The organism is Acidobacteriota bacterium, assembly GCA_016716715.1.
Classification (GTDB): Bacteria; Acidobacteriota; Thermoanaerobaculia; order UBA5066; family UBA5066; genus Fen-183.
This window is the reverse complement of the sequence record JADJVE010000019.1, coordinates 305,917-329,099: the sequence shown is the minus strand read 5'-3', so window position 1 is coordinate 329,099 and position 23,183 is coordinate 305,917. Positions and strand designations below refer to the sequence as shown.

At 69.1% G+C, this 23,183-nt stretch carries 11 protein-coding genes; all 11 read right to left on the bottom strand.

Features of this window, described 5'->3' with window-relative positions:
* Positions 1 to 16: 16 nt before the first annotated feature.
* Positions 17 to 1,219, bottom strand: a complete 1,203-nt coding sequence (locus tag IPL89_18910) for a glycosyltransferase (protein MBK9065221.1) — start codon at positions 1,217 to 1,219, stop codon at positions 17 to 19.
* A gap of 16 nt (positions 1,220 to 1,235) precedes the next feature.
* Positions 1,236 to 4,079: a protein kinase gene (locus tag IPL89_18905; GenBank protein MBK9065220.1), complete on the bottom strand. Its 2,844-nt coding sequence runs from the start codon at positions 4,077 to 4,079 to the stop codon at positions 1,236 to 1,238.
* A complete protein-coding gene (locus IPL89_18900) occupies positions 4,076 to 4,522 on the bottom strand; it encodes a PIN domain-containing protein (protein ID MBK9065219.1) in 447 nt (148 codons plus the stop codon). Before IPL89_18900 ends, IPL89_18905 begins: the two co-directional genes overlap by 4 nt.
* Positions 4,513 to 4,743, bottom strand: a complete 231-nt coding sequence (locus IPL89_18895; protein MBK9065218.1) for a hypothetical protein — start codon at positions 4,741 to 4,743, stop codon at positions 4,513 to 4,515. The genes IPL89_18900 and IPL89_18895 overlap by 10 nt, the downstream gene beginning before the upstream one ends.
* Before the next feature lie 57 nt (positions 4,744 to 4,800).
* Positions 4,801 to 7,221 carry a protein kinase gene (locus IPL89_18890; protein ID MBK9065217.1) on the bottom strand — a complete coding sequence of 807 codons (2,421 nt, stop codon included), beginning with the start codon at positions 7,219 to 7,221 and terminating at the stop codon, positions 4,801 to 4,803.
* On the bottom strand, positions 7,218 to 9,950 hold the full coding sequence (locus IPL89_18885) for a serine/threonine-protein kinase (protein MBK9065216.1): 2,733 nt from the start codon (positions 9,948 to 9,950) through the stop codon (positions 7,218 to 7,220). The genes IPL89_18890 and IPL89_18885 overlap by 4 nt, the downstream gene beginning before the upstream one ends.
* Positions 9,947 to 12,682: a protein kinase gene (locus IPL89_18880; GenBank protein ID MBK9065215.1), complete on the bottom strand. Its 2,736-nt coding sequence runs from the start codon at positions 12,680 to 12,682 to the stop codon at positions 9,947 to 9,949. Before IPL89_18880 ends, IPL89_18885 begins: the two co-directional genes overlap by 4 nt.
* Positions 12,679 to 15,342: a serine/threonine-protein kinase gene (locus IPL89_18875; protein MBK9065214.1), complete on the bottom strand. Its 2,664-nt coding sequence runs from the start codon at positions 15,340 to 15,342 to the stop codon at positions 12,679 to 12,681. Before IPL89_18875 ends, IPL89_18880 begins: the two co-directional genes overlap by 4 nt.
* Positions 15,339 to 17,900 carry a serine/threonine-protein kinase gene (locus IPL89_18870; GenBank protein MBK9065213.1) on the bottom strand — a complete coding sequence of 854 codons (2,562 nt, stop codon included), beginning with the start codon at positions 17,898 to 17,900 and terminating at the stop codon, positions 15,339 to 15,341. Before IPL89_18870 ends, IPL89_18875 begins: the two co-directional genes overlap by 4 nt.
* Positions 17,897 to 20,335 (bottom strand): protein kinase, encoded by a 2,439-nt coding sequence (locus tag IPL89_18865; protein MBK9065212.1) that lies wholly within the window; start codon positions 20,333 to 20,335, stop codon positions 17,897 to 17,899. Before IPL89_18865 ends, IPL89_18870 begins: the two co-directional genes overlap by 4 nt.
* 144 nt (positions 20,336 to 20,479) lie before the next feature.
* Entirely contained in the window at positions 20,480 to 23,182 is a 2,703-nt protein-coding gene (locus IPL89_18860; protein MBK9065211.1) for a protein kinase, read from the bottom strand.
* Position 23,183 lies beyond the last annotated feature (1 nt).

The following is a 23,183-nucleotide window of genomic DNA, read 5'->3' as shown; positions in this document are numbered from 1 at the left end:
CCGGTTCGCAGTCCCGTCAGGTGCGGAGCGTCCGCGCGTCCCGCACCCTCCCCCGCCACTCGTTCCGATGCAGGACACCGTTGACGAACGTGGACTTCGCGAAGATCCACGTCAGGCATGCCACCCAGATCGGATGCAGGGCAGTCGACAGCAGCCCGAGGCGCAGGCGAAGGTCCAGGACGCCGCGGACGGCGAGGATCGCAAGGAGGATGAAGAGGGAGAAAGAGATTTCTTCGAGCGTAAAGAAGGCAGGGGTCGCGGCGGCGCCGCGTCCCACGGCCCGCTCGAGCGCGCCGCCGGCGAGGACGGCGAAGGGCAATTCACCTTCAAAGAAAACCCACCCGAGCGACAAGACGGCCAGTGGCAGGCTTGCGAGCAGTCCGAAGAAGCCATTCTTCTCCAGACCCTTCGAGATCTCCGCGAAGCCGTGGTACATCCTCAGGGAGATCGAGTCGAGCGCGAGGCCGATGCCCGTGCGGCCGCCCGCCCGGCGCGCGTTGCGGCCGAGCTGGATGTCGTCCACGACAGACGCCTTCAGCGCCACGTGCCCGCCGATGCGGTCGAAGAGGTCCCGGCGGATGAGGTTGAAGACGCCTCCCCCGCCCCCAAACGGCCGCGCGGACGGGACGTTCATGAGCCAGCCCGGCAGGTAGCAGAACGCGGCCGCCGGGATCGTCGGGACCATGAGCCTCTCGCCGAACCCGTGAGCGTCCATCTGCGGAAGGAGCGTCAGGAAGTCGAGGCGGTTCCTCTCCGCGTGCGCGAGCGCCCGGGCGAGGAGGTCGGGCGCAAAGACGACGTCCGCGTCCGAGAAGACGAGCCAGTCGCCCGGCCGCGTCGCCCGCGCGACCTTCGCGCCCGCGTCGAGCGCGTGGGGCTTCCCGAGCCAGTCGGGCGGCGGCTCGACGCCGTCCACGACGCCCAGCGTCCCCGGGAACTCCGCCTCGAGGCGCCGCAGGATCTCCCGCGTTCCATCCGACGAGCGGTCGTCCACGACGACGACCTCGAACGCCGGGTCGTCCTGCAGGCACTTGCTGCGTGTCGCGGCTCCAATCGCGCGCTCCTCGTCCCGCGCGGGGACGACGATCGAAACGAGCGGCGACCCGTCCTTTCGCCGCGACGCGGGCGCGAGACTCCGGACGAGCGCGAGCGACAGCGCTGCGTTCAGGGCCCGAAGGACCCACAGCGCGAGGACGATCTTCAGCAGAACGACGAGCACGTTCAGGCAGCCCGCGTCACTTCGCGCTCGTGGGTGTCAGGCGCCCGAGCCCCTCCGCGAAATCCGAGACGAGCGTCACGTGATTCGCCTCCAGCGGGTTTGCGGCTCCCTCGCGCAGCAGGACGACGAACCGCTGTCCGTCCGGCGAAACGTCCCATCCGTTGGTAATCCGGCTGCCGATGTCGTACGACTCGAGCCGGAAAAGCGCTTCTTCTTTTCCGAAGACGGGCGCGCCTCCGTCCGCGGTGACACGGGTCGCCACGACCCACGCGTCCTGGCGCAGGAAATACAGCGTTCCGTCCCGCGCCCACCTTGGGTTCGACCCCATCTGCTCCGAGACCTGCCACTGCGCGTCCCCGCCCGCCGCGCTCCGGAGGAAGACGTGCCCGAGGCCGCCGTCGGTGGAGTCGTACGCGAGCCAGCGGCCGTCCGGCGAGAAGGCGCATCCACCTTCGTTCGCGGGACCGGCGACCACGATCGAGGGTTCTCCCTCGGCCTGGCCGTCCTTGAGCCGGATCACGCCGACATCGAGCTGGGTCGCCGGCGACGTGACCTGGAAGGCGAGCGTGCGGCCGTCCGGCGCGAAACCCGTGACGCCGAGTGTCCCCGACATCTTGAAGAGCAGACGCGCTGTCCCCGAGCCGTCGGCGCGCTTCAGATAGACGCCGCGGATCGTCGAGGGAGAGCCTCCGGGGCTCGTCACGAGCCCGAGCGACCGGTCGGACGTGAAGGCGACGTCGCGGCCGTCGGGGCTCCACACGGCCGTCTGGCTGTCGCCTTCGAACGTGAGTTTCGAGAAGGCGTCGCGGGCGGCGTCGTAGATCCAGACGTCGCTCTGCGTCCCCGTGCTGATCACGACGGCGGCGCGACTCCCGTCGGGCGCGAAGCGCGCCCACGAGAAGCCGCGCGGCGCCGCCGACTTCCTCACGACCGTGCCCTTCCGGTCGAGGATTGCGAGCCTGTAGACCGTCTCGTTCTCGCCCGTCCGGTACGCGCAGAACCCCGAGGCCGACACGTCGATCTGCGCGCTGCCGTCGGAGGGGGCCTCCCCTCCCGTGGACGACATGACCTTCTCGAGGACCGGCACGGGACGCCCGGTCGGAACGAGCCGGCGCGCGTCGAAGGGCAGCGCGTAGATCGTCCCTTTCCGGGCGAAGAGGACGTGGCCCGACGGAGCCCAGCGCGGGAACGCGCCTCCCTTGTGGACGACGGTTCTCTTCCCCGTCGCGAGCTCGACGGCCTCGACGATCCCCTCGTCGTAGTCGCTGCCCGAGAGCTGCGCCGAGAACAGAACCATTTTTCCGCCGGGGAGCGCCACGGGCCAGCGGTGCGAGCGCTCGCGGGCGGCGACGTCCGCCTTCGTCAGGGGACGGGGGTCGCCTCCGGACGCCGGCACCACCGAGAGGCCGCCGGTCGTCTGCGGGGCGAACACGATCGCGTCGTCCGAGACCCACGCGCCGCCGCGCGGGAGCGGCGCGTCGCAGATCGTGGACGGCGCCCCTCCCGAGACGGGCGCCTTGCGGAGCTTGCCGCGCGAGAAGAAGCCGATCCACTTCCCGTCCGGCGAGAAGAAGGGGCTGAGGGCGCCGTCCGACTCCGGCACCTCCGAAGGGACGAGGCGATCGAGCCTCCTCAAGTAGAGACGGGCGCGGGAGCCGCGCGTCGCGTACGCGAGCTGCGTTCCGTCCGGGGAGACCACGACGGAGGCACCACCACCGTCCATCAGGTCGTCGGACGAGAGCAAAATCTGGCCCTGGATCACCGAGGCGCGCTGCGGGGCGCGAGAGCGCAGCGCAAGCGCCCCCGCGGCGGCCGCGAACGCGGCCGCAATCGCCCATGAGAGATAGAGAGATCTTTTGCTCCCTCTCGCAGACGTCGCCGGAGTGATCCGACCTGCCGAGGGCTCGGGCGACGGGGGATTTCCTTCGAATGGTAATTGGGCGCCGGAGCGTGATGCCGACGCCGATCCAAGTTCCTCGAGCTCGAGGCGCGCGTCCGCGATGTCGCGAAGACGGCCGCGTGCATCCCGCTGCAGACACCTTCTAAGAACTCTTCTTACGGCCGGTGGCGTCTCCTCCGGCAGCGCCGCCCAGTCCGGGTCTCTGGTGAGAACGGCGGCGAGAACGTCCGTGACGGTCTCGCCCTCGAAGGCGCGCTTTCCCGCCAGCATCTCGAAGAGCACGCACCCGAACGCCCAGACGTCCGTCCGCTTGTCCACCGGCTTGCCGCGCGCCTGCTCGGGGCTCATGTACGCCGCGGTGCCGAGGATCATCCCCGCCGCCGTCCCGCGCGCCGTGAGCGTCGGAGATTTCGTCAGCCCTCCCCCCGAACCCCCTTTCGAAGAATCCCCTTCACCTTCGAAGATCTTCGCGAGGCCGAAGTCGAGCAGTTTCACGCGCCCGTCGGGCGTGACCTTCACGTTCGCGGGCTTGAGGTCGCGGTGCACGATCCCCTTCTCGTGCGCCGCTTCCAGCGCCTCGGCAATCTGGCGGGCGAGAGAAAGAGATTCTTCGAGTGGAAGAGGGCCGGACGCGAGACGCACCGCGAGGTCGTCGCCTTCGACCAGTTCCATGACGAGGAGGTGACGCGTCGAAGAAGAGGAAGATGAAGAGGAAGAGATTTCTTCGAATGAGTAGATGGCGGCGATTCCGGGATGATTGAGCGCTGCGAGCAGCCGCGCCTCCCTCTCGAACCGCTGTCTCCTCTCTTCACCTTCAAAGAACTCTTCCGGCAGCACCTTGACCGCGACCTCTCTCGCGAGGCGCGGGTCCCTCGCCCGGTAGACCTCCCCCATCCCGCCCGCGCCGAGCGGGGAGAGGATTTCGTACGAGCCGAGCTTCGTGCCGGACGCGAGCGTCATCTCGAATAGTTCTCGAGCTGCAGGACGCGCAAACCGGGAATCACCGGGAGCTGCCGGTCATTCGTCAGCAGGGCGGAGCATCCGGCGGACAGTGCCGCCGAAAGCTGGAGGGCATCCGGCGTCCGGACCTTCGGAAACACCGAGCGCAGCTGTGCCGCCGCGCGAAGCTGCCCGCGATCGACGTCGATCAACGTGAGGCCGCGGCCTCGCGTCAGCGCCTGCTCATATCGATCCGCCAGGGCGACATTGCCCGCGCGAAGCGGAACGACGAGGACTTCGAGCAGGGTCAAGCTCGACGTGACGGCCGCGAGCCGCCCCTCGTCGACCGCTTCGAAGACGGGCTCCAGGGCCCTCAGAAACCTGGGGTTCTCTTCGATGAAATAGATGAAGGCCACCGTGTCGAGCGCCACCGGGCCGGCGCCGATCTCGCCGATCAGTCCCATGCCTTGCGCTCGGCCTCGACGTGGCGCGCGCCGTCGAGTCCCGACCACTGCTCCTTGCCGAGACCGCGCAGCGTCAGGATCGAGACGGGAACGGGCCTCTCGAGAGCCTCGTCGAGAATCAGCGTGACCTCCTGCGCCACGGAGCGGTGCCGCCGCTTCGCCTGCTTCTGCAGCTTCCTGTACAGGGAATCCGGGAGATTCTTGACGTTCAGCGTCGCCATGGACTTACTCCTAAGTTCCTCCATTATGGAGGAACATATCTGCGGGATCAATGACGATCAACGCGCCGGCCCCGGGAAGTTCATCTTGCGGACGATCGCCTCGTAGCGCGCGATACCGGCGAGCCCGGGGGTGATTCCGGGCGCGATGGACGCGTAGGCCATGTTCGGCGTCCGATCCTCGAAGGCCTTCTCGTACCAGTGCAGCGCCTCGTCCATCTCGCCCAGGGCGCTGTGTACGTCGGCGAATGTCACCGGGTCCACGTACTGGCTCTTCGAGAAGGAGTGGAGCTCGTCGAGCTTCTGGCGGGCACGCGCGGTTTCTCCGCACAGCGCATAAATGACTCCGAGCCACGAGCGCATCAGCGCCGCGGCGCCGCCCGCGATCCTCCTCTCGGCGATCTCGGCCTGGGCGAGCGCCTCGGGAAACTTCTTCTGGCGTGCCAGCGTCCGGCCCAGCTTGACGTAGCCCCAGGTCCAGTTAGGGTCGATGTCGATCGCGCGGCGGAAGTTCGTCGCGGCCTGCTCGAGGTCTCCCCGGACCATGTAGTTGATCGCGATGTCGTGGATGGGGCCGACCGAAAGCGGGTCGAGCTCGGCGGCCTTCCGCAAGTGCGCGAGCCCCTCGTCGAGGCGGCCCATCGCGGTCAGATACCAACCGTACTGACCCTGAACCGTGCCGCTGCCGGGATTGAGCTCGAGCGCGCGCCGGAACTCGGCCTCCGCGCCCGCCCAGTCCCACTCGAAGAAGAAACTGACGAGTCCCAGCACGGCGTGGGCCTCGGCGAGATCCGGATCGAGCTCGAGCGCACGACTCAGGGCCGCCCGCGCCTTGCCCGCCGGCTCCGCGCGGCCGCTCCCGCTCAGGTAAGCCTGGCGGGTGTGAGCCTCGGCGAGCCCGGCGTAGGCGAGAGCGTAGTCGGGCGCCCGCGCCACGGCCTGCTTGAAGTAGTCGACGCTCTTGTCCATCTCCTGCTGGTTGCCCAGGAGATAGTCGCGCCCTTTCAGATAGAGGCGATAGGCTTCGGGGTCTTCGGTCCTGCCGCGGGCGAGCTTCGCCTTCTCTTCCCCGCTCAGCTGGCGGCGCAGGGTCCGCGCGATCGTGGCGGCGATTTCTCCTTCGACCCGGAGGACGTCGTCCGCCCGCCGGCTGTACTTCTCGCCCCAAAGCTGCGTGTCGTCTCGGACGCTCACGAGCTCGGCGGTGATGGCCAGGTCCGAGCCCCGCTGCTCGAGAGTGCCGAGGAGAAGGGCGTCGACGCCGAGCTTCTTGCCGATCTCCTTCGGGTCCAGCTTCATGCCCTTGAAGGCGAAGGCCGACTTTCGCGAGATGACCCGGAGACCGGGCAGTCGCGAGAGGGTGCTGATCAGGCTTTCGGAGATCCCGTTGCTGAGGTACTCGATTGCGGGGTCGTTCGACGCATTTTCGAACGGCAGCACGGCCACCGATTCGATCGAGGCGCCGCGGCCGGCCCTGCGGATCGCCACGAACGCGCCCGCGGCGAGAACCACGACGAGCGCGGCCGCACCGAGGAGGATGAGCTTCTTCGACGCGCGGAGCGGAGCGGCCGCCGCGGGCCTCGTCGGCGAAGTCGGATCGCGCTGCAGCTCGCCGAGGTCCACGGTGAGATCGTGGGCCGTGGCGTATCGCTGGTCGCGATCCTTCTCGAGGCAACGCCCGATCAGCCGATCGAGGCCCGCCGGCAGCCCCGGGCGCAGCTCGCCCGGCGGGCGCGGCGTGTCGCGCAGGATCGACGAGAGAAGCTCGGCGGACGAATCACCCCGGAACGGCCTCTGCCCTGTCGCGAGCTCGTAGAGGATGACTCCGAGGGAGAAGATGTCCGTCCGGTGGTCGAGCGGCCGGCCCTGGGCCTGCTCGGGCGACATGTAGGGTACCGTCCCCACCACGACGCCCTCCTGGGTCCGCATGTCCGTCGCAAGCTCCGAGTCGACCTGCGCTCCGTCGCCGGACGTCGCGATCTTCGCGAGGCCGAAGTCGAGCACCTTGACGCGCCCGCTCTTCGTCACCATGACGTTTGCGGGCTTGAGGTCCCGGTGGACGATCCCCTTCTCGTGCGCGGCCTCCAGCGCCTCGGCGATCTGACGGGCGAACGAAAGAGTCTCCTCGAGTGGAAGAGGGCCGGCGGCGGCGCGTGCATCGAGGCCTTCGCCCTCGACGAGCTCCATGACGAGGACGTGGCGCGACACCAAAGAACGAGAAGAGGAGGAGGAAGAGGGGATTTCTTCGAATGAGTAAAGAACGGCGATCCCTGGATGGTTGAGGCTCGCGAGCATTCGAGCCTCTCGCTCGAATCTCTGCCTCCTCTCTTCACCTTCAAAGAACTCTTCCGGCAGTACCTTCAGTGCGACCACCCGATCGACGCGCGCATCCCGCGCCCGGTAGACCTCCCCCATCCCGCCCTTCCCGAGTGGCGAGAGGATTTCGTACGGGCCGAGTTTCGTGCCGGCTGCGATGCTCATGGTTTCACTCCGTGCGCGGGCCTGGCGACGATGCCCTCGACTCCTTCGGCCAGGAGGAGGCCGAGGGAGACCTGGAACTCGCTGATCGTCATGCGCGAGCCGTCGGGCGAGATGCCGAAGGACTCGGTGAGGGAGTCCGGCATGAAGCCCGCCACGGACCGCCGCGCCGAAGATGTGTCCCTGCCGGGAATGAAGGGCTGGGCCGTAAGGCCAAGAGTCTCTTTTCGGTCGCCCGTCAGGAAGACGAGTGAGGCGCCGTCCGGCGTCCAGCGGTGGCGGCCGCGGTTGGCGATCGCGCCCGTGGCGATGGCCTCGAACGGGACGGGCGTGCCGTCGTCGAGGCGCACGGCGCCGATCGCGCTGTTCGCTCCGCCCGAGACGCTCGTGGACCCGTCCGGCCCGCTCACGGTGACGAACGACACGACCCGCCCGTCTGGCGAGATCTCCGGGAGAATGACCGGACCCCCAACGAGCCGCGTTGCGCCCGTCCCGTCGGGCCGGATCTTCCAGATGCCGCGCTTGTCCGGATTGCCGGACGAGTAAACGAGCCACTTCCCATCCGGCGTGGCGGATGCGTTCTCGGCGTCCAGGCCGTCGTCCGTCACGCGGCGCGCGCCGCTCCCATCGCGGGTCGCAATCCAGATCTCGAAGTGGCCGCCGCGGTTGGAGCTGAAGATGAGGCTCTTGCCGTCCCGCGTGAACGCAGGATCGAAGTCGTCGGCGGGATCCTCCGTGAGCCGGCGGACGGCGCCCGTCTTCGTGGAGAGCTCCCAGATGTCCTGGTTCCCGCTCCGGTTCGACGTGAACGCCACCCACTCGCCGTCCGGGGCGTATACGGGCTGGCGGTCGATGCTGCCGCCTCGCGTGAGCCACCGGCCGGGACCCGGGGCGCCCGCCGCCGAGACCTCCCGCAAGTTCGAGCGGCGCGCGAGCGTGACGAGGATGAGAGCGCCGTTCCCGAAGACGTCCAGGCTTCCGCCGAAGTCGATCCCCGAAATCACGGCGCGAGAGGTTCCCGTCCGGACATCTTTCAGGAAGACCTTCGCCGTCCGGGAGCGGCTGTTGGCGTCCGACGAGGCGCCGCCCAGGAAGACGACACGCCGGCTGTCCCCGTTCCAGGCGTATCCGAGCACGGCGCGTGTCTCCGGCGTTTCGACACGCGTCGGGGCCGAGCCGTCGACGGGGAAGAGCACGAGTTTCGGCGTGGCCGTTCCGGTCCCCGGGCTCTCGAGCGCGGCGATCGTCGTGCCGTCGGGCGACCAGCGCGGCGCCGTCAGGAGCCGGCCGGGCACGTTCGCGACGGTACGCTCGTTCGTGCCATCCAGCGCAATGCGCCGGAGCGACGAGTCGATCGTGCCCCCCGAGGCGCTCGTCCTCAGGAAGACGATCTCCTTCCCGTCCGGCGACCAGTCGGCTGCGACCGCAGGGCCGACGACACGCCGCGCCTCGCCGCCCACGAGGGCAGCCCGGTAGACGGACGCCTCCGCGGCGGACGATCGGAGGAAAAGCACGGATGAGCCGTCCGGAGAGACACGCGGCTGGGCGTCCGGACCCTCGGTGAGGACCGCCTCGGCGCCGCCGACGACCTGCTTGACCCAGACGCGGGGCCGGCCGTCACGGGAGGAGACGAAGGCGATCGTTCTTCCGTCCGGCGACACCGACGGCTGCCCGTCGCTCCCCGAGTACGTGAGAACCTGGAACTCGGGCGGCGCGATCGGCCTCGGCCGGAGGAGGACGCCCGTCGCAACGGCACCGAGGAGGATGCCTGCGGCGACGGCAGCAGGGATCGCCGGCCGGAAGCGCCGGCCAGCTGCTCGAGCGCTCACGGCGCCCGTCGCCCCGCTGAGCGCGCCGGACGAGGACGTCAGCGTCGAGAGGGCGTACGCGAGATCCCGCGCGGACTGGAAGCGCTCCTCCGGGCTCTTCTCGAGACAGTGGCGCACGAGCCGCTCGAGCGCGGGGTCGACGATGCGATTCGGGCCCGAGAGGTCGGCGGGCTCCTCGCGCAGGATCGCCGTCAGAGTCTCGGGAGGCGTGTCGCGCTTGAACGCGATCCTGCCCGAAAGCATTTCGTGGAGGATCGCGCCGAACGCGAAGAGGTCCGACCGATTGTCGACCGGGAGACCCTTCACCTGCTCGGGCGACATGTAGCCAACCGTTCCCATCACGGTTCCCGGATCGGTGTGCCGGGCAGCCGTGGGCGCGCTCGTCTCGTCCTCGGCGAGCTTCCGCTCCGCCTGGCGGGCGAGCCCGAAGTCGAGGATCTTGACGCGCCCGTCCTTCGTGACGAAGACGTTCTCGGGCTTCAAGTCGCGGTGGACGATCCCCTTGTCGTGCGCGGCGGCAAGACCCTGCGCCATCTGCTGCGCGAAATCGACCGCCTTGCGCGGCGCGATCGCGCCGCCCGCCAGCTTCGCGCGGAGCGTCTCGCCTTCGAGCAGCTCCATCACGAGAATGTGGCGCGACGCGGAGGAAGCCGAAGAGGGGATTTCTTCGAATGAGTAGATGGCGGCGATTCCCGGATGGTTGAGCGCTGCGAGCAGCCGCGCTTCCCTCTCGAACCGCTGTCTCCTCTCTTCGCCTTCAAAGAGCTCTTCCGGAAGCACCTTCACCGCGACGTCCCTCGAGAGGCGCGCGTCCCTCGCCCGATAGACCTCGCCCATCCCGCCCGCCCCGATAGCGGCGACCACCTCATAGGGGCCGAGCTTGGTGCCGGGTGAGAGGGTCATTTCAGTCCTGCCACGACGTAAAGCTCGCCCAGAAGGCTCTCGTAGCCGGCGGCCCAGGCGTCGGCATCTCTCGCGACGACGACCCTGGACGGCTCCTGCGCGCTGATCGTGTCGGGGAGAAACGCTTCCTTCCACTGCCGGCGGACGCCGGTCGGAAATTCCACGCGGTGGATGATGAGTTTTCCCGAGTAGCGAAAGACATGGATCGCCTTGCCGTCTCCTGCCCAGCCGGCGAACATTTCGCCGTCCTCGACACCCGGCATCCGCTTCGGTTCGCCTCCGTCCACCGGAACGAGCCAGAGGGCGTCGTCCCCGTCCACCGCGGCCGCCCAGCGGCCGTCGGGAGACAGAAAGGCAGACGAGAGCGCATACAACCCGGGCGGCGAGATGGGACGGGGAGGCGCGCCGCCTTCCATCTCCCGCGACCAGATTCGTTCGGCCTCTCCCAGATTGCTTCCGGAGACGATCAAACGGCGGTGGTCCGGGTGGAATCCGATCGCGCGAATGATGGCGAGCCCTCCCATCGGGAGGGTGCGGGAGTCGCCGGCGCCGGTCGGCAAAAGGACAATCGAATCCACGACCACGGGCGGGGAGTCGGTGCGAGGCGGCGCGCCCGATGGTTTTTCGCTCGCCCAGATTCTCGTGAAGGCGTCGTTGCCCCACAGGACGGCGGCGGCCCACCGGCCGTCCGGGGAGAGCGCCATGCCCGCCCCTCTCCCAAGGCGCACGAACGAGTCGCCGTCGGTCGGGCGAAGAACGACGTCCCCTTCGCTCGATTGCGCGCCTGGCCCCCGGTAAGTGAGCAGGACTTTCTTTCCATCCGGGGAAAGATCTCCGAGAAGGGATGAGCCCAGCGATGCAAGGTCGCGCGGGCGGGAATCCCCGCCGAGAGCGCAGGCGATCTGCGACCGGTGCGAAAGACGGTTGACGAGCATGCGGCCGTCCGGACCAATCGCCAGCGGCGCCAGGTCGCCGGGGACCTCGGCGACCAGCCGCGGCTTCTGGCCGGGGCTGGCGGCGAAGAGCTGGATGGCATTCCGTGCCCCCTCGGCCCCGAACCAGACTTCCTGCCCGGAGGGGGCCCAGACGAGCCCTTCGATGACTTCGTAGATCGGCGACCAGACGGACCTTCGGCCTTCCAGATCCACGACGGAAACGGTTCCCCAGTTGCCGCGCTTGGCCGGGTGATCCGCGAAGGCGATCCGGTCCCCCTTCGGTGAGAACCGGGGAGATGTGATCTCGCCGAACGTCTCGTAGAGGACCCGCCCCGGCGGAAACTCCAGCCGGACTTTTCCGCCCGCGCGCCGGACGATCGCGAGCTGCGACCCGTCGGGTGACCACGCCGCGTCCATGACCTTTTCGAGCAGCTCGCGCGGCGCCCCGCCGTCGGCCGGGACCCGGGCCAGCGTCCCCTCCATCGCGAACCAACCGAGCGGCTTGGCCCGAAGCAGCACCGCCATTTCGCCGCTCTTCGAAACCGAGAGAAGCTTCGAAGGCGCCGGGACCAGCACCTTCGACTCGGAGAAGTCGATCCCCGTCGAGTACACGGCGGAAGGCGCGCCGCCCCAGGCCGCGCTGTAGACGACCTTGCTGCCCGAGGCGAAGCCGGCCGACAGCACGGTGCCGTTCTCGAACGTGAGGCGGTGCCAGGTGAGCGCGGGTGCCACTCGCGGTGCGCGCGCGCGCAGCGCGAGCGCTCCCGCCGCGGCCGCGCACGCGGCCGCAATCGCCCAGGAGAAATAGAGACGTCTCTTGCTCCCTCTCTCACGTTTCGTTCGTTCCGCACTTGCTACAGTGGGGTCTGGCACCGCGGTCTTTTCTTCTAAGGTGAATGCGCCCGAAGGTCCGGGCGGGCCCACCTCCTCGAGATCCAGCCGCGCGTCGCCGATGTCGCGCAGCCTCAGCTTTGCGTCGCGCCTCAGGCACTTTCCAAGGATCTCTCTGACTCTCTCCGGTGTCCCTGCCGGCAGTGCCGCCCAGTCCGGGTCTCTGGTGAGAACGGCGGCGAGGACGTCCGTGACGGTCTCGCCCTCGAAGGCGCGCTTTCCCGTCAGCATCTCGAACAGCACGCACCCGAACGCCCAGACGTCCGTCCGCTTGTCGACGGGCTTGCCGCGCGCCTGCTCGGGGCTCATGTACGCCGCAGTCCCGAGGATCACGCCTGCTGCCGTCCCGCGCGCCGTCAGGGTCGGCGAATGCGTGACCGACGGCGACGAACCGGGCCCCGCGTCGCCATCGAAGATCTTCGCGAGGCCGAAATCCAGCAGCTTCACGCGCCCGTCGGGCGTGACCCTGACGTTCGCCGGCTTGAGGTCGCGATGGACGATCCCCTTCTCGTGCGCGGCCTCCAGCGCCTCGGCGATCTGCCGGGAAACGGAGAGTGTTTCTTCGAGCGAGAGGGAGCCCGAGGCGATGCGCTGGTCGAGGCCCTCGCCCTCGACCAGCTCCATGACGAGGAGGTGGCGCGAAGAGGAAGAGGAGGGAGAAGGAATTTCTTCGAATGAGTAGAGATGGGCGATCCCGGGATGGTTCAGGCTCGCGAGCGTTCGCGCTTCGCGCTCGAAGCGTCCTCTCCTCTCCTCACTTTCAAAGAACTCTTCCGGCAATACCTTCAACGCGACCGCCCGGTCGACGCGCGCATCCCGCGCCCGGTAGACCTCTCCCATTCCCCCCGCGCCGAGCGGAGCGAGGATCTCGTACGGACCGAGCTTCGTGCCGGACGCGAGCGTCACGGGAACGTCGCGACCCAGATGTCGCCCTCGCTCACGTCACGGAGGAGATAGAGCGTCCGACCGTCGCGGGAGATGCAGAAGCGGGTGATCGGGGAGTCCGCGTTCGCGGAGACCAGCACCCACGACCCGCCGGTTGCGAGGTCGCGCACGTGAATCTCGCCGCGTTCCACGTAGCCGACGCGCCGCCCGTCGGGGAAGAACCGCCCCTGCTCGGCATTCGGCGCGAGGACTTCGCATCGGCCGCCGGGCACTCCGCACAGGAGCACTCCGGACGCGGATACGGCCCCCCTCCGCGATACGAGCAGCTGGCGCCCGTCGGGAGACCAGTCCCATGCCCACTTCCCCTCGATCTCGAGCAGCAGCGCCGGCGCCCCGCCCGACCCCGCAGCAGCCGGCGCGAGCGGGACCACGACGACGTGGGCCGTAGACGGCCTTCCGAGCGCGATCAGGGCGCCGTCCGGCGACGGGACGGGCGCGGCCCAGCTCGCCTCGGGCAGGCCGGCGATGCGCGTCATGTCGCTCCCGTCGGGCTTGATCGTCCAGACGCCGTAAGCGCCGCTGCGGTTCGAGTAGAAGAAGATCCTCTGCCCGTCCGGCGACCAGCGCGCCCAGCGGTTCCGGAAGGAGTCGCGCGTGAGCTGGCGGAGGCTCGTGCCGTCCGCAGGGAGGACGCAGAGGTTTTCGGTGGCGCCCTGCGTCCGAGTCGCGAGGGTCGATCCGTCGGCCGAAAGCTCGAGGTCCAGGAACATCGCCGAGCCGCGGCGGAGGACGGCCGGCGGACCCGCGGGAGCGAGGGTCGCGGGGTCGAGCGTCACCTTCTCGATGGTCATCAGCTCCGCCGGCGCCGTGAAGGCGATGCGCGAGCGGGATCTCGCGCCGCGGAAGGAACCGGGGAAGACCCCGGCCCACGTCGTCGGGAGCGTCACGGGCTCGGGATCGCCACGGGTCTGCCCGGACTTCTCGTCGATCGGAACCCGCCAGAGGTTGAAGCTTCCCCCGCGGTCGCTGCCGAAGTAGAGCGTCTTCCCGTCGGGCGACCAGAACGGACTGAGGTCCACCGCGGCGTCGTCGGTCACGGGAACGGCGGTCTCTCCGTCCTTGAGGCCCGCGAGCGGGATCGTGTACACGTCGCGCTGGGCGGTGTCGCCCTTGAGGCCCCAGAACGCCACGCGCAGGCCGTGCGGCGAGACCGCGGGCTCGACGCCATCCGTCGCGAGCAGAAGCCTCTTCTGGCCCGAGGCCACGTTCGCCGCCCAGAGCTTGCTCCGGCTGCGCAGGAGCGGCGAGGTAATCTCCTCGTCCGCATAGACGATCTCCTTCCCGTCCGGCGTCCAGTCCGGAGAGAAGCCGCCCGTCGTCACGCGCCGCACCGACTCGCCGAGTGCGCCCATCACGAAGAGCCCTCCGCCTTCGCGGTCGGAATGGAAGGCGATGAGGGACCCGTCGGGCGAAAACGCGGGGTCCATCTCGTCGACGGAGGAGTCCGCGGTGAGGTTGATCGCCTTGTCGCTCCCGACGCGCTGGATCCAGATGTCCCGATGGCCCGAGGCCGTGCCGACGAAGGCGACGGTCTCACCGTCGGGCGAGACGGCGGGCTTGGTCTCACCGCCAGGCTGCGACGTCAGGCGCTGGAAGGTCGGCCAGAGCGTTCCTCCCTGGGCCCTGCCCCGCACGCGGGTGGCGAGGACCCACGCGGCTCCAGCAGCGAGTAGCGCGACCAGCGCCGCCGCGAGGAACAGGCGCGACCGTCTCCAGACCGATGGACGCTCCTCCGGCGCCGCGATCCCGAGCGACCCGGACAGCGATTCGCCCGAGAGCGTCTCGAGATCGAACACGAGGTCCCGCGCCGTCTGGAAGCGGAGCGCCGGATCCTTCTCGAGGCAGTGGCGCACGAGGCGGTCGAGACCCGCGGGGACGAGCTGATTCGTGAGGACGAGATCGGGCGGCTCTTCCTTGAGGATCGCGGAGAGCGTGTCGATCCCCGAGTCCTTGTGGAACGCCCTCTTGCCCGAGAGCATCTCGTAGAGGATCGCCCCGAGGCTGAAGATGTCCGAGCGCGCGTCCGCCGTCTGGCCCCGCGCCTGCTCGGGCGACATGTATCCGACGGTGCCGAGGATGCGACCGGGCTCTGTCTGCCCTTCGTTGGAGATGCCCGCGGGGCCGGAGTCGTCGCTCTCGGCCAGCGAGAGCTTCGCGAGCCCGAAGTCGAGGATCTTGACGTGGCCGCTCCGCGTCACGAAGAGGTTCTCGGGCTTGAGGTCCCGGTGGACGATCCCCTTCTCGTGCGCCGCCACGAGGCCCTTCCCGACCTGCATCGCGTAGTCGAGGGCCTTGCGGATCGGGAGGTTTCCCGGCTGGAGCGCCTTCCTGAGCGTCTGCCCCTCGAGAAGCTCCGTGACCGCGTAGGCGGTCTCGCCTTCGAGGCCCACATCGTAGAGGGCGAGGATGTTGGGATGCGAGAGGGCGGCCACGGCCTTCGACTCGCGCTCGAACCTCTCGCGCGCGGACGCATTCGTCGCGACGCGCGCGGAGAGCACCTTCAACGCGACCTCGCGGCCCAGCCGCGCGTCCTTCGCCCGGTAGACCTCGCCCATCCCGCCCTCGCCGAGCGGCGCGAGGATCTCGTACGGGCCGAACTTCGTGCCGGGAGCGAGGCTCATCGCGCGCCCTCCACGAGAAAGAGATGAGACGACATGCGCCGGCAGGCGTACGCGTAGCTCTTGCCGTCGTTGCTGAAGACGAACGGGCCTACGCTCAGGACGCCGGCGAGGTCCGTGGGCCCGACCGTTCGCATCGCCTCCCGTCTGCCCGTCGCAACGTCGAGCCTCTCCATGCGCGCGGGGACCTCTCCACGGCGAGAGACGAGGACCGCACGGCCGTCCGCGCTCCACCGGATGACCGAGTCCTCCGAGACCGCTCCCGGCAGGGGCCGCGCCTCGCCCCCCTCCGCCGGGTAAAGAACGAGAGCGCCGCCGCTCGCCTTCGCGAGGACCTGCCGGCCGTCGGGCGAGACGAATCCCTGGCTCGTGCCTTCGGGCGTCACCGGACGGGGCTTCCCGCCCGCCACGTCCTGCACGTAGCACCGGACGCCCTTTCCCTCCTCGGGGCCGCAGGCAAGGACTCTTTTGCCGTCGGGAAAGAACTGCGCCGACTCGTAGCTGACGAGGCCCCCGCGCTCGAGCTTGCGGGGCTCGCCGGCGCCCGTCGGGTACAGCAGCAGCTGCGGTGGCTTCGACGGCACGTTCGCGAGCGCCCACTTCCCGTCCCGGGAAAGGTCGTTGGCGGCACCTTCTCCGAGCCGCACGACCGGCGACCCGTCGGTCTGGCGCAGGCAGACGGCATAGTTCACGCCGACGCTCCCGCTTTCCTCCATGAAGAGCAGCGTCTTGCCGTCCGCGCTCAACGCCGCCGGATCGGAGAGGTCGAGCCACGAGAGGTCGCGTTCGCGGGACTGGCCGGGAGCGAGGACCTGCATCTCGCGGAAGAAGTCGTCCCTCGTCGCGAGCCAGCGCCCGTCGGCCCGGATGTCGTGGATCGTGAGGCCACCCGCGCTTTCGAGCGCAACCCGGCGCTTGCCCGAAAGGCCGACCGCGTAGACCCGGAAGTTGTTGTAGGCGTTTCCCGCGGAAAACATGACCTCGTCTCCCGAGGGAGACCAGGCCAGTCCTTCCTCGCCCCAGTAGCCCTCTGACAGGACGGTCTTCTTCCCCGCGAGGTCCACCACGGCAACCTCTCCCCGATCGTCGTACTTGAACGGGTGCTCGAAGAACGCGATCCGGTCCCCCCGCGGCGAAAAGCGCGGCTCGCTGAAGTAGCCGCCGGTTTCGGCGAGGATCTTCCCGGCCGGGAACTCCAGCCGGTCCTTCCCGCCGATGTCGCGGATCACGGCGAGATCCACCCCGTCCGGAGACCAGTCGGCCTCCCGCACTCCGTCCAGGATTTCTCTTGGCGCGCCGCCTTCCAGAGGCATGCGCGCGAGCGTTCCTTCGAACAGGCTGTGGCCGATGTACCGGGATCGCGTCAGGACCGCCAGCTCACCCTTGGACGAGATCGCAAGCAGCTGGCCGGAACGCAGCAAGCGCGGGCTCGCTCCCGGGAAGTCCGACCGCAGCGAGAAGATCTCCGGCGTGTTCCCTGAGGGTGCCGCGCTGTAAACGACCGTCTTTCCGTCCGGAGCGAGCCGGGCCTTGAAGATCGGCTCCTGCCGGAACGTGAGCTGGGCGAACGAGGGGACAGCGGCGATCGAGCTCTTCCCCTTCCAGTGCCCGAGGCCAAACGCTGCAGCGGCGAGGAGCGCAGCGGCGAGGACGGCCGGAATCGTCCGGCGACCGGGCGCCGACGCCAGCGGTGCGGCGCGGCCGGTCGCGGAGCTCCCGGCCGACGCCTCGAGGTCGAACGCGAGGTCGCGGGCCGACTGGAAGCGCTCGGCCGGATTCTTCTCCAGGCAGTGCCGTACGAGGCGGTCGAGCTCGGGCGGGATCTTCGCGCCCGAGAGGTCCGGCTCAGCCGGCTCCTCCTTCAGGATCGCGTTCATCGTTTCGATCGCCGAGTCGCCCTTGAACGCGCGTTTGCCCGTCAGCATCTCGAAGAGAACGCACCCGAAAGCGAAGATGTCGGAGCGGGCGTCGGCCGGCAGCCCGCGCACCTGCTCGGGCGCCATGTAGCCGACGGTCCCGAGGAGGGTCCCTGCGTCCGTCGCCTTCGCCATCGTCGGCGATTTCGTGTCCTCTCCGGCTGCGACGGCGCGCTGCTTTGCGAGGCCGAAGTCGAGGATCTTCGCGCGCCCGTCCTTCGTGAGGACGACGTTTTCCGGCTTGAGGTCCCGGTGGACGATGCCGCTCTCGTGCGCGGCCGCGAGGCCGCGCACGATCTGCACACCGAGCTCAACGGCCTTCCGTACGGGCAGCGCGCCCGCCGTGATCCTTTCGCGCAGCGTCTCCCCGTCGACGAGCTCCATGACGAGAAGATGCCTCCCCCCGATCTCTTCGAATGAGTAGAGGGTGGCGATGCCGGGGTGATTCAGGCTCGCGAGGAGCTTCGCCTCGCGCTCGAACCGCTGCCTCCTCTCTTCACCTTCAAAGAATTCTTCCGGCAGGACCTTCACGGCGACCGTCCGGTCGACGCGAGTGTCCTTCGCCTTGTAGACCTCTCCCATCCCCCCGGCGCCGATCTGGCCGAGGATCTCGTACGGGCCGAGCTTCGTGCCGGGAGCGATCATTTCAGCCCCTCCGCCAGATAAAGGTCGGAGAGAACCCGCGAGTAGATGAAGAGGATGGTCTTGCCGTCGTCGGAGAGGGTCGCGGGCTGCAGCAGGGTGATGCCGGCCGGGTCGCCAGGCGTGAGCTCCTTCCACGTCTCCCGCCGGCCCGTGGCGAGATCCAGCCGGAAGACGCGCGCGGGGAAGTCCTTCGACTCGTCCCGCAGGAAGATGTGCCGGCCGTCGGCGGTGAGGCGCAGCGGGACGTCGCCGGTCTTGACTCCCGGAATCGGGCGGGAGGCGCCGCCCTCGAGGCCCGTGAGGGCGAAGCTTCCGTCCGGCGCGTGGGTCACGAGCGTCCTGCCGTCCCGCGAAAGGAGCACTCCCTCGACGCCTTCGACAGTGACGGGCTTCGCCGTGCCTCCGGCGAGATCCTGGACGAAGACGCGCGGCCGGCGGCCGGGCTCGTTTCCGTTGAAGACGATCTGCTTTCCGTCCGGAAGGAACGCCCCGAAGAAGCCGTTCGCGTGCTCGATCTGGTCCTTCGGAAACGGCCTCGGGTCCCCGGCTCCGGTCGGAAGGAGAACGATCTGCGAAGGCGCGGACTGGATGAGCGCCGTGAGCACCCATTTCCCGTCGGGTGACATCGCGAGCGGCACGCCTTCGCCCAGTCGCACGGCGGCCGACCCGTCCACCCTGCGCAGGTACACGGAGTAGCCCGCGCCTCCCGCTTCTCCCTGCTCCGAGAAGACGACCGACTTCTCGTCCGCGGACAGGATCGGCGAGAACGACCATTCCGGGCCCGAGAGGTCCCGTTCCTTCGTCTCGCCCGGCAGGAGCCCCAGGAACCCGAGGCGCGCGTTGCTCTCGACGAAGAGCACGCGCCCGTCGCGCGAGATGCTCTGAAGCGTCATCCCGGAAGGGGTCGTCGCGATCGGGCGCTGGCGTCCCGACGGGGTGACGGCGTAGAGAGCGCGGGAGTTGCCGGCCCGCGCCGCCGTGAACCAGATCTCCTCGCCGGAGGGCGACCACGCAACGCCCTGCATGCTTTCCCATCCGGTCGAAAGGGTTTTCTTGTTGCCCGAGCGATCCACGATCGCGACGGAGCCGCGGTCATCCCCGAAGAGGGGGTGGTCGAGGAACGCGACGGCGTCTCCCTTCGGGGAGATCCGCGGGAAGCTGATCCAGCCCGTCGTCTCGTAGAGGACCTTTCCCGCCGGGTACTCCAGCCGGTAGCGCCATTCCGGTGCGCGCACGACCGCGAAAGATCCGCCTTCCGGCGCCCAGTCGGCGTCGCCCACGTCCTCGAGGAGCTCCCGGGCCGCGCTGCCCGACAAGGGAGTCTGCGAAAGGGTGCCGATCCGCGCGTAACCCGCCCCGAACTTGAGCAGGTTCAGGAGGAGCATGTCGCCCTTGCTCGAGATCGAGTCGACGCGCCCCGTGGGGAGGGCGAGGCGCAGCGACTCGGGGCTCTCGGGCCTCACGGTGTAGAGCTGCGGCTTCTGGGCGCCGTCCCAGGACGCCGCGTAGACGATGACCTGGCCGTCGGGAGCGAACCTCGCGGACGCGATGGGTCCGCGGCCGAACGTCAGCCGCTTGAAGGCGGGCGGGGCGGCGGGACCCTTCCTCCAGATCGCGCGGCCGGCGAAAAGGCCCACCGCGAGAGCCGCCACGACGAGCGCCGCGAGCGACGCCGCTCCGAAGCGTCGCGCCGGGCGCCGGGACGAAAGGGCGACGGGGCTCGCGCCCGACTCCGTCGAGAGCGTCTCGAGGGCGAACGCGACGTCGTGCGCGGAGTGGAACCGCTGCTCGGGATTCTTCTCGATGCAGTGGCGGACGATCCGCTCGAGGCCGGGCGGGATGTTCTGGTTCGTGACGGAAAGATCCGGCGGGTCCTCGCGCAGGATCGCCGACATCGTCTCGGCCGCCGAGTCGCGGTGAAACGCCCGCTGCCCCGAGAGCATCTCGTAGAGGATCGCCCCGAACGAGAAGATGTCGCTCCGCGCGTCCGCCGGCTTGCCCTTGACCTGCTCGGGCGACATGTACCCGAGCGTCCCCATCACCACGCCGGGCTCCGTTCCCGCCGATGCCGTCGGCAGGTCCGTCGCCTTGTGGCCGTCTTCCGGTTGGTTGAGCTTGGCCAGGCCGAAGTCCAGGATCTTGATCCGGCCGTCCTTCGTGACGAACAGGTTCTCGGGCTTGAGGTCCCGGTGGACGATCCCCTTCTCGTGCGCGGCGGCGAGACCGTGCGCGATCTGCAGCGCGTAGTCGAGAGACTTTCGCTGCGAGAGTTTCCCCGCCGCGAGCGCCCCGCGAGCGTCTCGCCTTCGAGAAGCTCCTGGACGAGGAGTGGCGGCCGAGACCTCTTCGAATGAGTAGAGGACGGCGATGCCCGGGTGGTTGAGGCTCGCGAGGAGCCTGCTCCTCGCGCTCGAAGCGCGCCCTGCGCTCTTCATTCTCGAAGAACTCTTCCGGCAGGACCTTCAGCGCCACCTGCCTGTCGACGCGCGTGTCCTTCGCCCGATAGACCTCCCCCATCCCGCCCGCGCCGATCTTGGCGAGGACTTCGTACGCACCGAGCTTCGTTCCGGCGGCGAGCGTCATCGGCGCGATTCCTCGTGCTTCTCGAGGAGCCGCGTCCAGTGGACGAGCAGGCTCAGGGGGGGCGAGCCCTGTTCGTCAGGGACGGTGTTGACGAGGAATTTCTGGTGATCTCCGGTGGCGTCGTAGGCCGCCCCGTTCAGGCTCGGATGGATCGCGAACAGGAGCGCGGGCGGCCCGGCTTGGAATCCCGGGGTCGTGCCGACCGGGACCGCCATGAGTTTGTTCTCGGGGGTGAGGAAGACGAGCTCCTTGCCGTCGCGGCGCCAGTGCGGCTGGCCGCCCCCCGCCGTCGAGATCTGCCAGCGGCCGCCGGGCCCCGGAAACGGCCGAACGTAGACCTCGGACCGTCCGGACTCGTCGGAATCGTAGGCGAGCCATCGCCCGTCGGGAGAGAACCGGCTGTATCCCTGGTAGTTCGCTTCCGTCGCGAACGGACGGGCTTTCTTCTCTCCCGCCGTCTCGATGATCCAGAGCTGGTTGTTCCTCTTTCCCTGCGCCGGGACGTTGTCGATCGAGAGAGACTTCCCGTCCGGAGACCAATCCTCGGGGATCCGGGCGTCGGGCGATTCGAGCAGGATCTCCTCGGCGCTCCCGTCGAGAGACTTCGTCCAGAGATCCTGCCGCGACCCCTTCGCCTTCCGGTCGGACCCGAAGAGGAGCCGGTCGCCGCCGGGAGCCCACACGGGCGAGAAGTTATTGCCGCTGCCGAACACGAACTTCGTACCGGCTCCTCCGGCAGCGTCGAAGAGCCAGATGTCGGACGTATTCCGGCCGAGATCGAGCATACCGACCGCGATCCTCCGGCCGTCGGGCGAGAGGCGTGGCGCGAACCAGAGACCGGGCTCGCCGATCGTCCCGGCCGGCCGGCCGTTCCGGTCGAACCAGGCGAGCTGCGACGGGATGGCGAAGGCCGGGGTCGAGAGGAGGAGGTCGTCCGAGGCCGTGAACTGGACATAGCCGTACCAATTCGTGACGTTCAGGCGCTGCGCGACGGGGACGGGGTCTCCCCGCACCTCGAGCCGCGCGGGATCCATCTTCACCGCGAGCAGCGCTCCCTCGCTGGGATAGAGAACGTGTCCCGCGACGAACGAAGGATTCGACGCGATCCCGGCGACCACGGCTTTGTCCGTCTTCCCGTCGAGCGAGCCCACGCGAATCGAGTTCGCGGGATCGCCCGTGTTCCCCGACAGGTTGGCGGCCATGTAGAGGAAGTGCCGCCCGTCCGGCAGGAACCAGGGGTATCGATGCGCGGTGACGCGCAGGGACGCGTCGAGCCGCGTGACCGGCTCCGGCTTGCCGCCCGATGCCGGGACGCGGAAGAGGGGCGACGTCGGCGCCGGACCGAAGACGATCGTGCCGTCGCGGTTCCAGGTGCCGCCGACGCCCCGCGCCGCATCGCAGACGGTGAGTGCCGGCCCGCCGGACGGGTCGATCCTCTTCAGGGATCCCTGTGTGAAGTAACCGATGAACCGGCTGTCGGGAGACCAGAAGGGAAAGCTGGCTTCCTCGGCGCCGACTACCGGGTGCGCCGCCGGGGACCCGAGGGTCCTGACCCAGAGACCGGGCTGAGCGCCCGTTTTCCCGGCGGTGAACGCCAGCGTTCTCCCGTCGGGAGAGAGCGCGATCGACTCGACGAACGTCTTCTCGGGAAGCGGGATCGCGGCGGAGATCGGCGTGACGACGCGCGGAGCGCGCCGGAGGAATCCGATCGCGAAGACGAGCGCGGCGACCGCGGCCGCGGCCGCGAGCGCCCACGCGAGCTTCTCCCGGTTCTTGCGCCGGGCGGCGACGGGCGCCGGAAGTCCGGCCTGCGAGCCGCCCTCGCCGACCCACTGGAGCTGGAGCTTCACGTCGTGCGCCGTCTGGAGGCGGTCCTCCGGGTCCTTCGAGAGGCAGGTCGCGACCAGGCGGTCGAGGGCCGGCGGCGTCATCGGCGCGATCGACGAGACGGGCGGCGGGCTGTCCTTCAGGATCGAGCCGATGAGGCTCGCCTGGCTCTTCCCGTCGAAGGCCTTCTTCCCGGTCGCCATCTCGTAGAGGACCGCCCCGAAGGAGAAGATGTCGCTGCGTGCGTCGGCCTCGCCCCCCTCGAGCTGCTCGGGCGCCATGTACTGGAACGTCCCGAGGATCGTCCCCTGCTGCGTGAGGTTCTGGGGCGACGCCATCGTCGGCATCGACGTGAGGCCCGAGGTCTGCGCCTGCGGCGCCAGCGTCTTGGCGAGGCCGAAGTCGAGCAGCTTCACGCCGCTCTTCGTGAGCATGACGTTTCCCGGCTTGAGGTCGCGGTGGACGATCCCCTGCCGGTGCGCCCGGTCGAGGGCGTCCGCGATCTGGACCCCGAAAGCAATCACCTGCGGGAGCGGCAGCGCACCCTTCATGAGGCGGCTCGCGAGCGTCTCGCCGTCGATCAGCTCCATGACGAGGAGATGGCGGGAGTGAGAGGAAGAGGAGGACGGGACTTCTTCGAATGAGTAGAGAGTGGCGATCCCCGGATGATTGAGGCTCGCGAGCACCCGGGCCTCTCTCTCGAAGCGCTGTTTGTTCTCTTCACCTTCCAGGAAATTTTCCGGCAGGACCTTGAGCGCCACCTCCCGCCCGAGTCGCAAGTCTCTCGCCCTGTAGACCTCTCCCATCCCTCCAGCGCCGAGCGGGGAGAGGATCTCGTAGGAACCGAGCTTCATGCCGGCGGTCAGCGTCACG

What these genes read in the sequence shown, in the direction of transcription:
- IPL89_18885 (MBK9065216.1), bottom strand. Translation starts at nt 9,950, where the DNA reads ATGACCCTCTCACCCGGCACCAAGCTCGGCCCCTATGAGGTGGTCGCC.
- IPL89_18900 (MBK9065219.1), bottom strand. Translation starts at nt 4,522, where the DNA reads ATGGGACTGATCGGCGAGATCGGCGCCGGCCCGGTGGCGCTCGACACG.
- IPL89_18905 (MBK9065220.1), bottom strand. Translation starts at nt 4,079, where the DNA reads ATGACGCTCGCGTCCGGCACGAAGCTCGGCTCGTACGAAATCCTCTCC.
- IPL89_18875 (MBK9065214.1), bottom strand. Translation starts at nt 15,342, where the DNA reads ATGAGCCTCGCTCCCGGCACGAAGTTCGGCCCGTACGAGATCCTCGCG.
- IPL89_18865 (MBK9065212.1), bottom strand. Translation starts at nt 20,335, where the DNA reads ATGAAGAGCGCAGGGCGCGCTTCGAGCGCGAGGAGCAGGCTCCTCGCG.
- IPL89_18895 (MBK9065218.1), bottom strand. Translation starts at nt 4,743, where the DNA reads ATGGCGACGCTGAACGTCAAGAATCTCCCGGATTCCCTGTACAGGAAG.
- IPL89_18870 (MBK9065213.1), bottom strand. Translation starts at nt 17,900, where the DNA reads ATGATCGCTCCCGGCACGAAGCTCGGCCCGTACGAGATCCTCGGCCAG.
- IPL89_18890 (MBK9065217.1), bottom strand. Translation starts at nt 7,221, where the DNA reads ATGAGCATCGCAGCCGGCACGAAACTCGGCCCGTACGAAATCCTCTCG.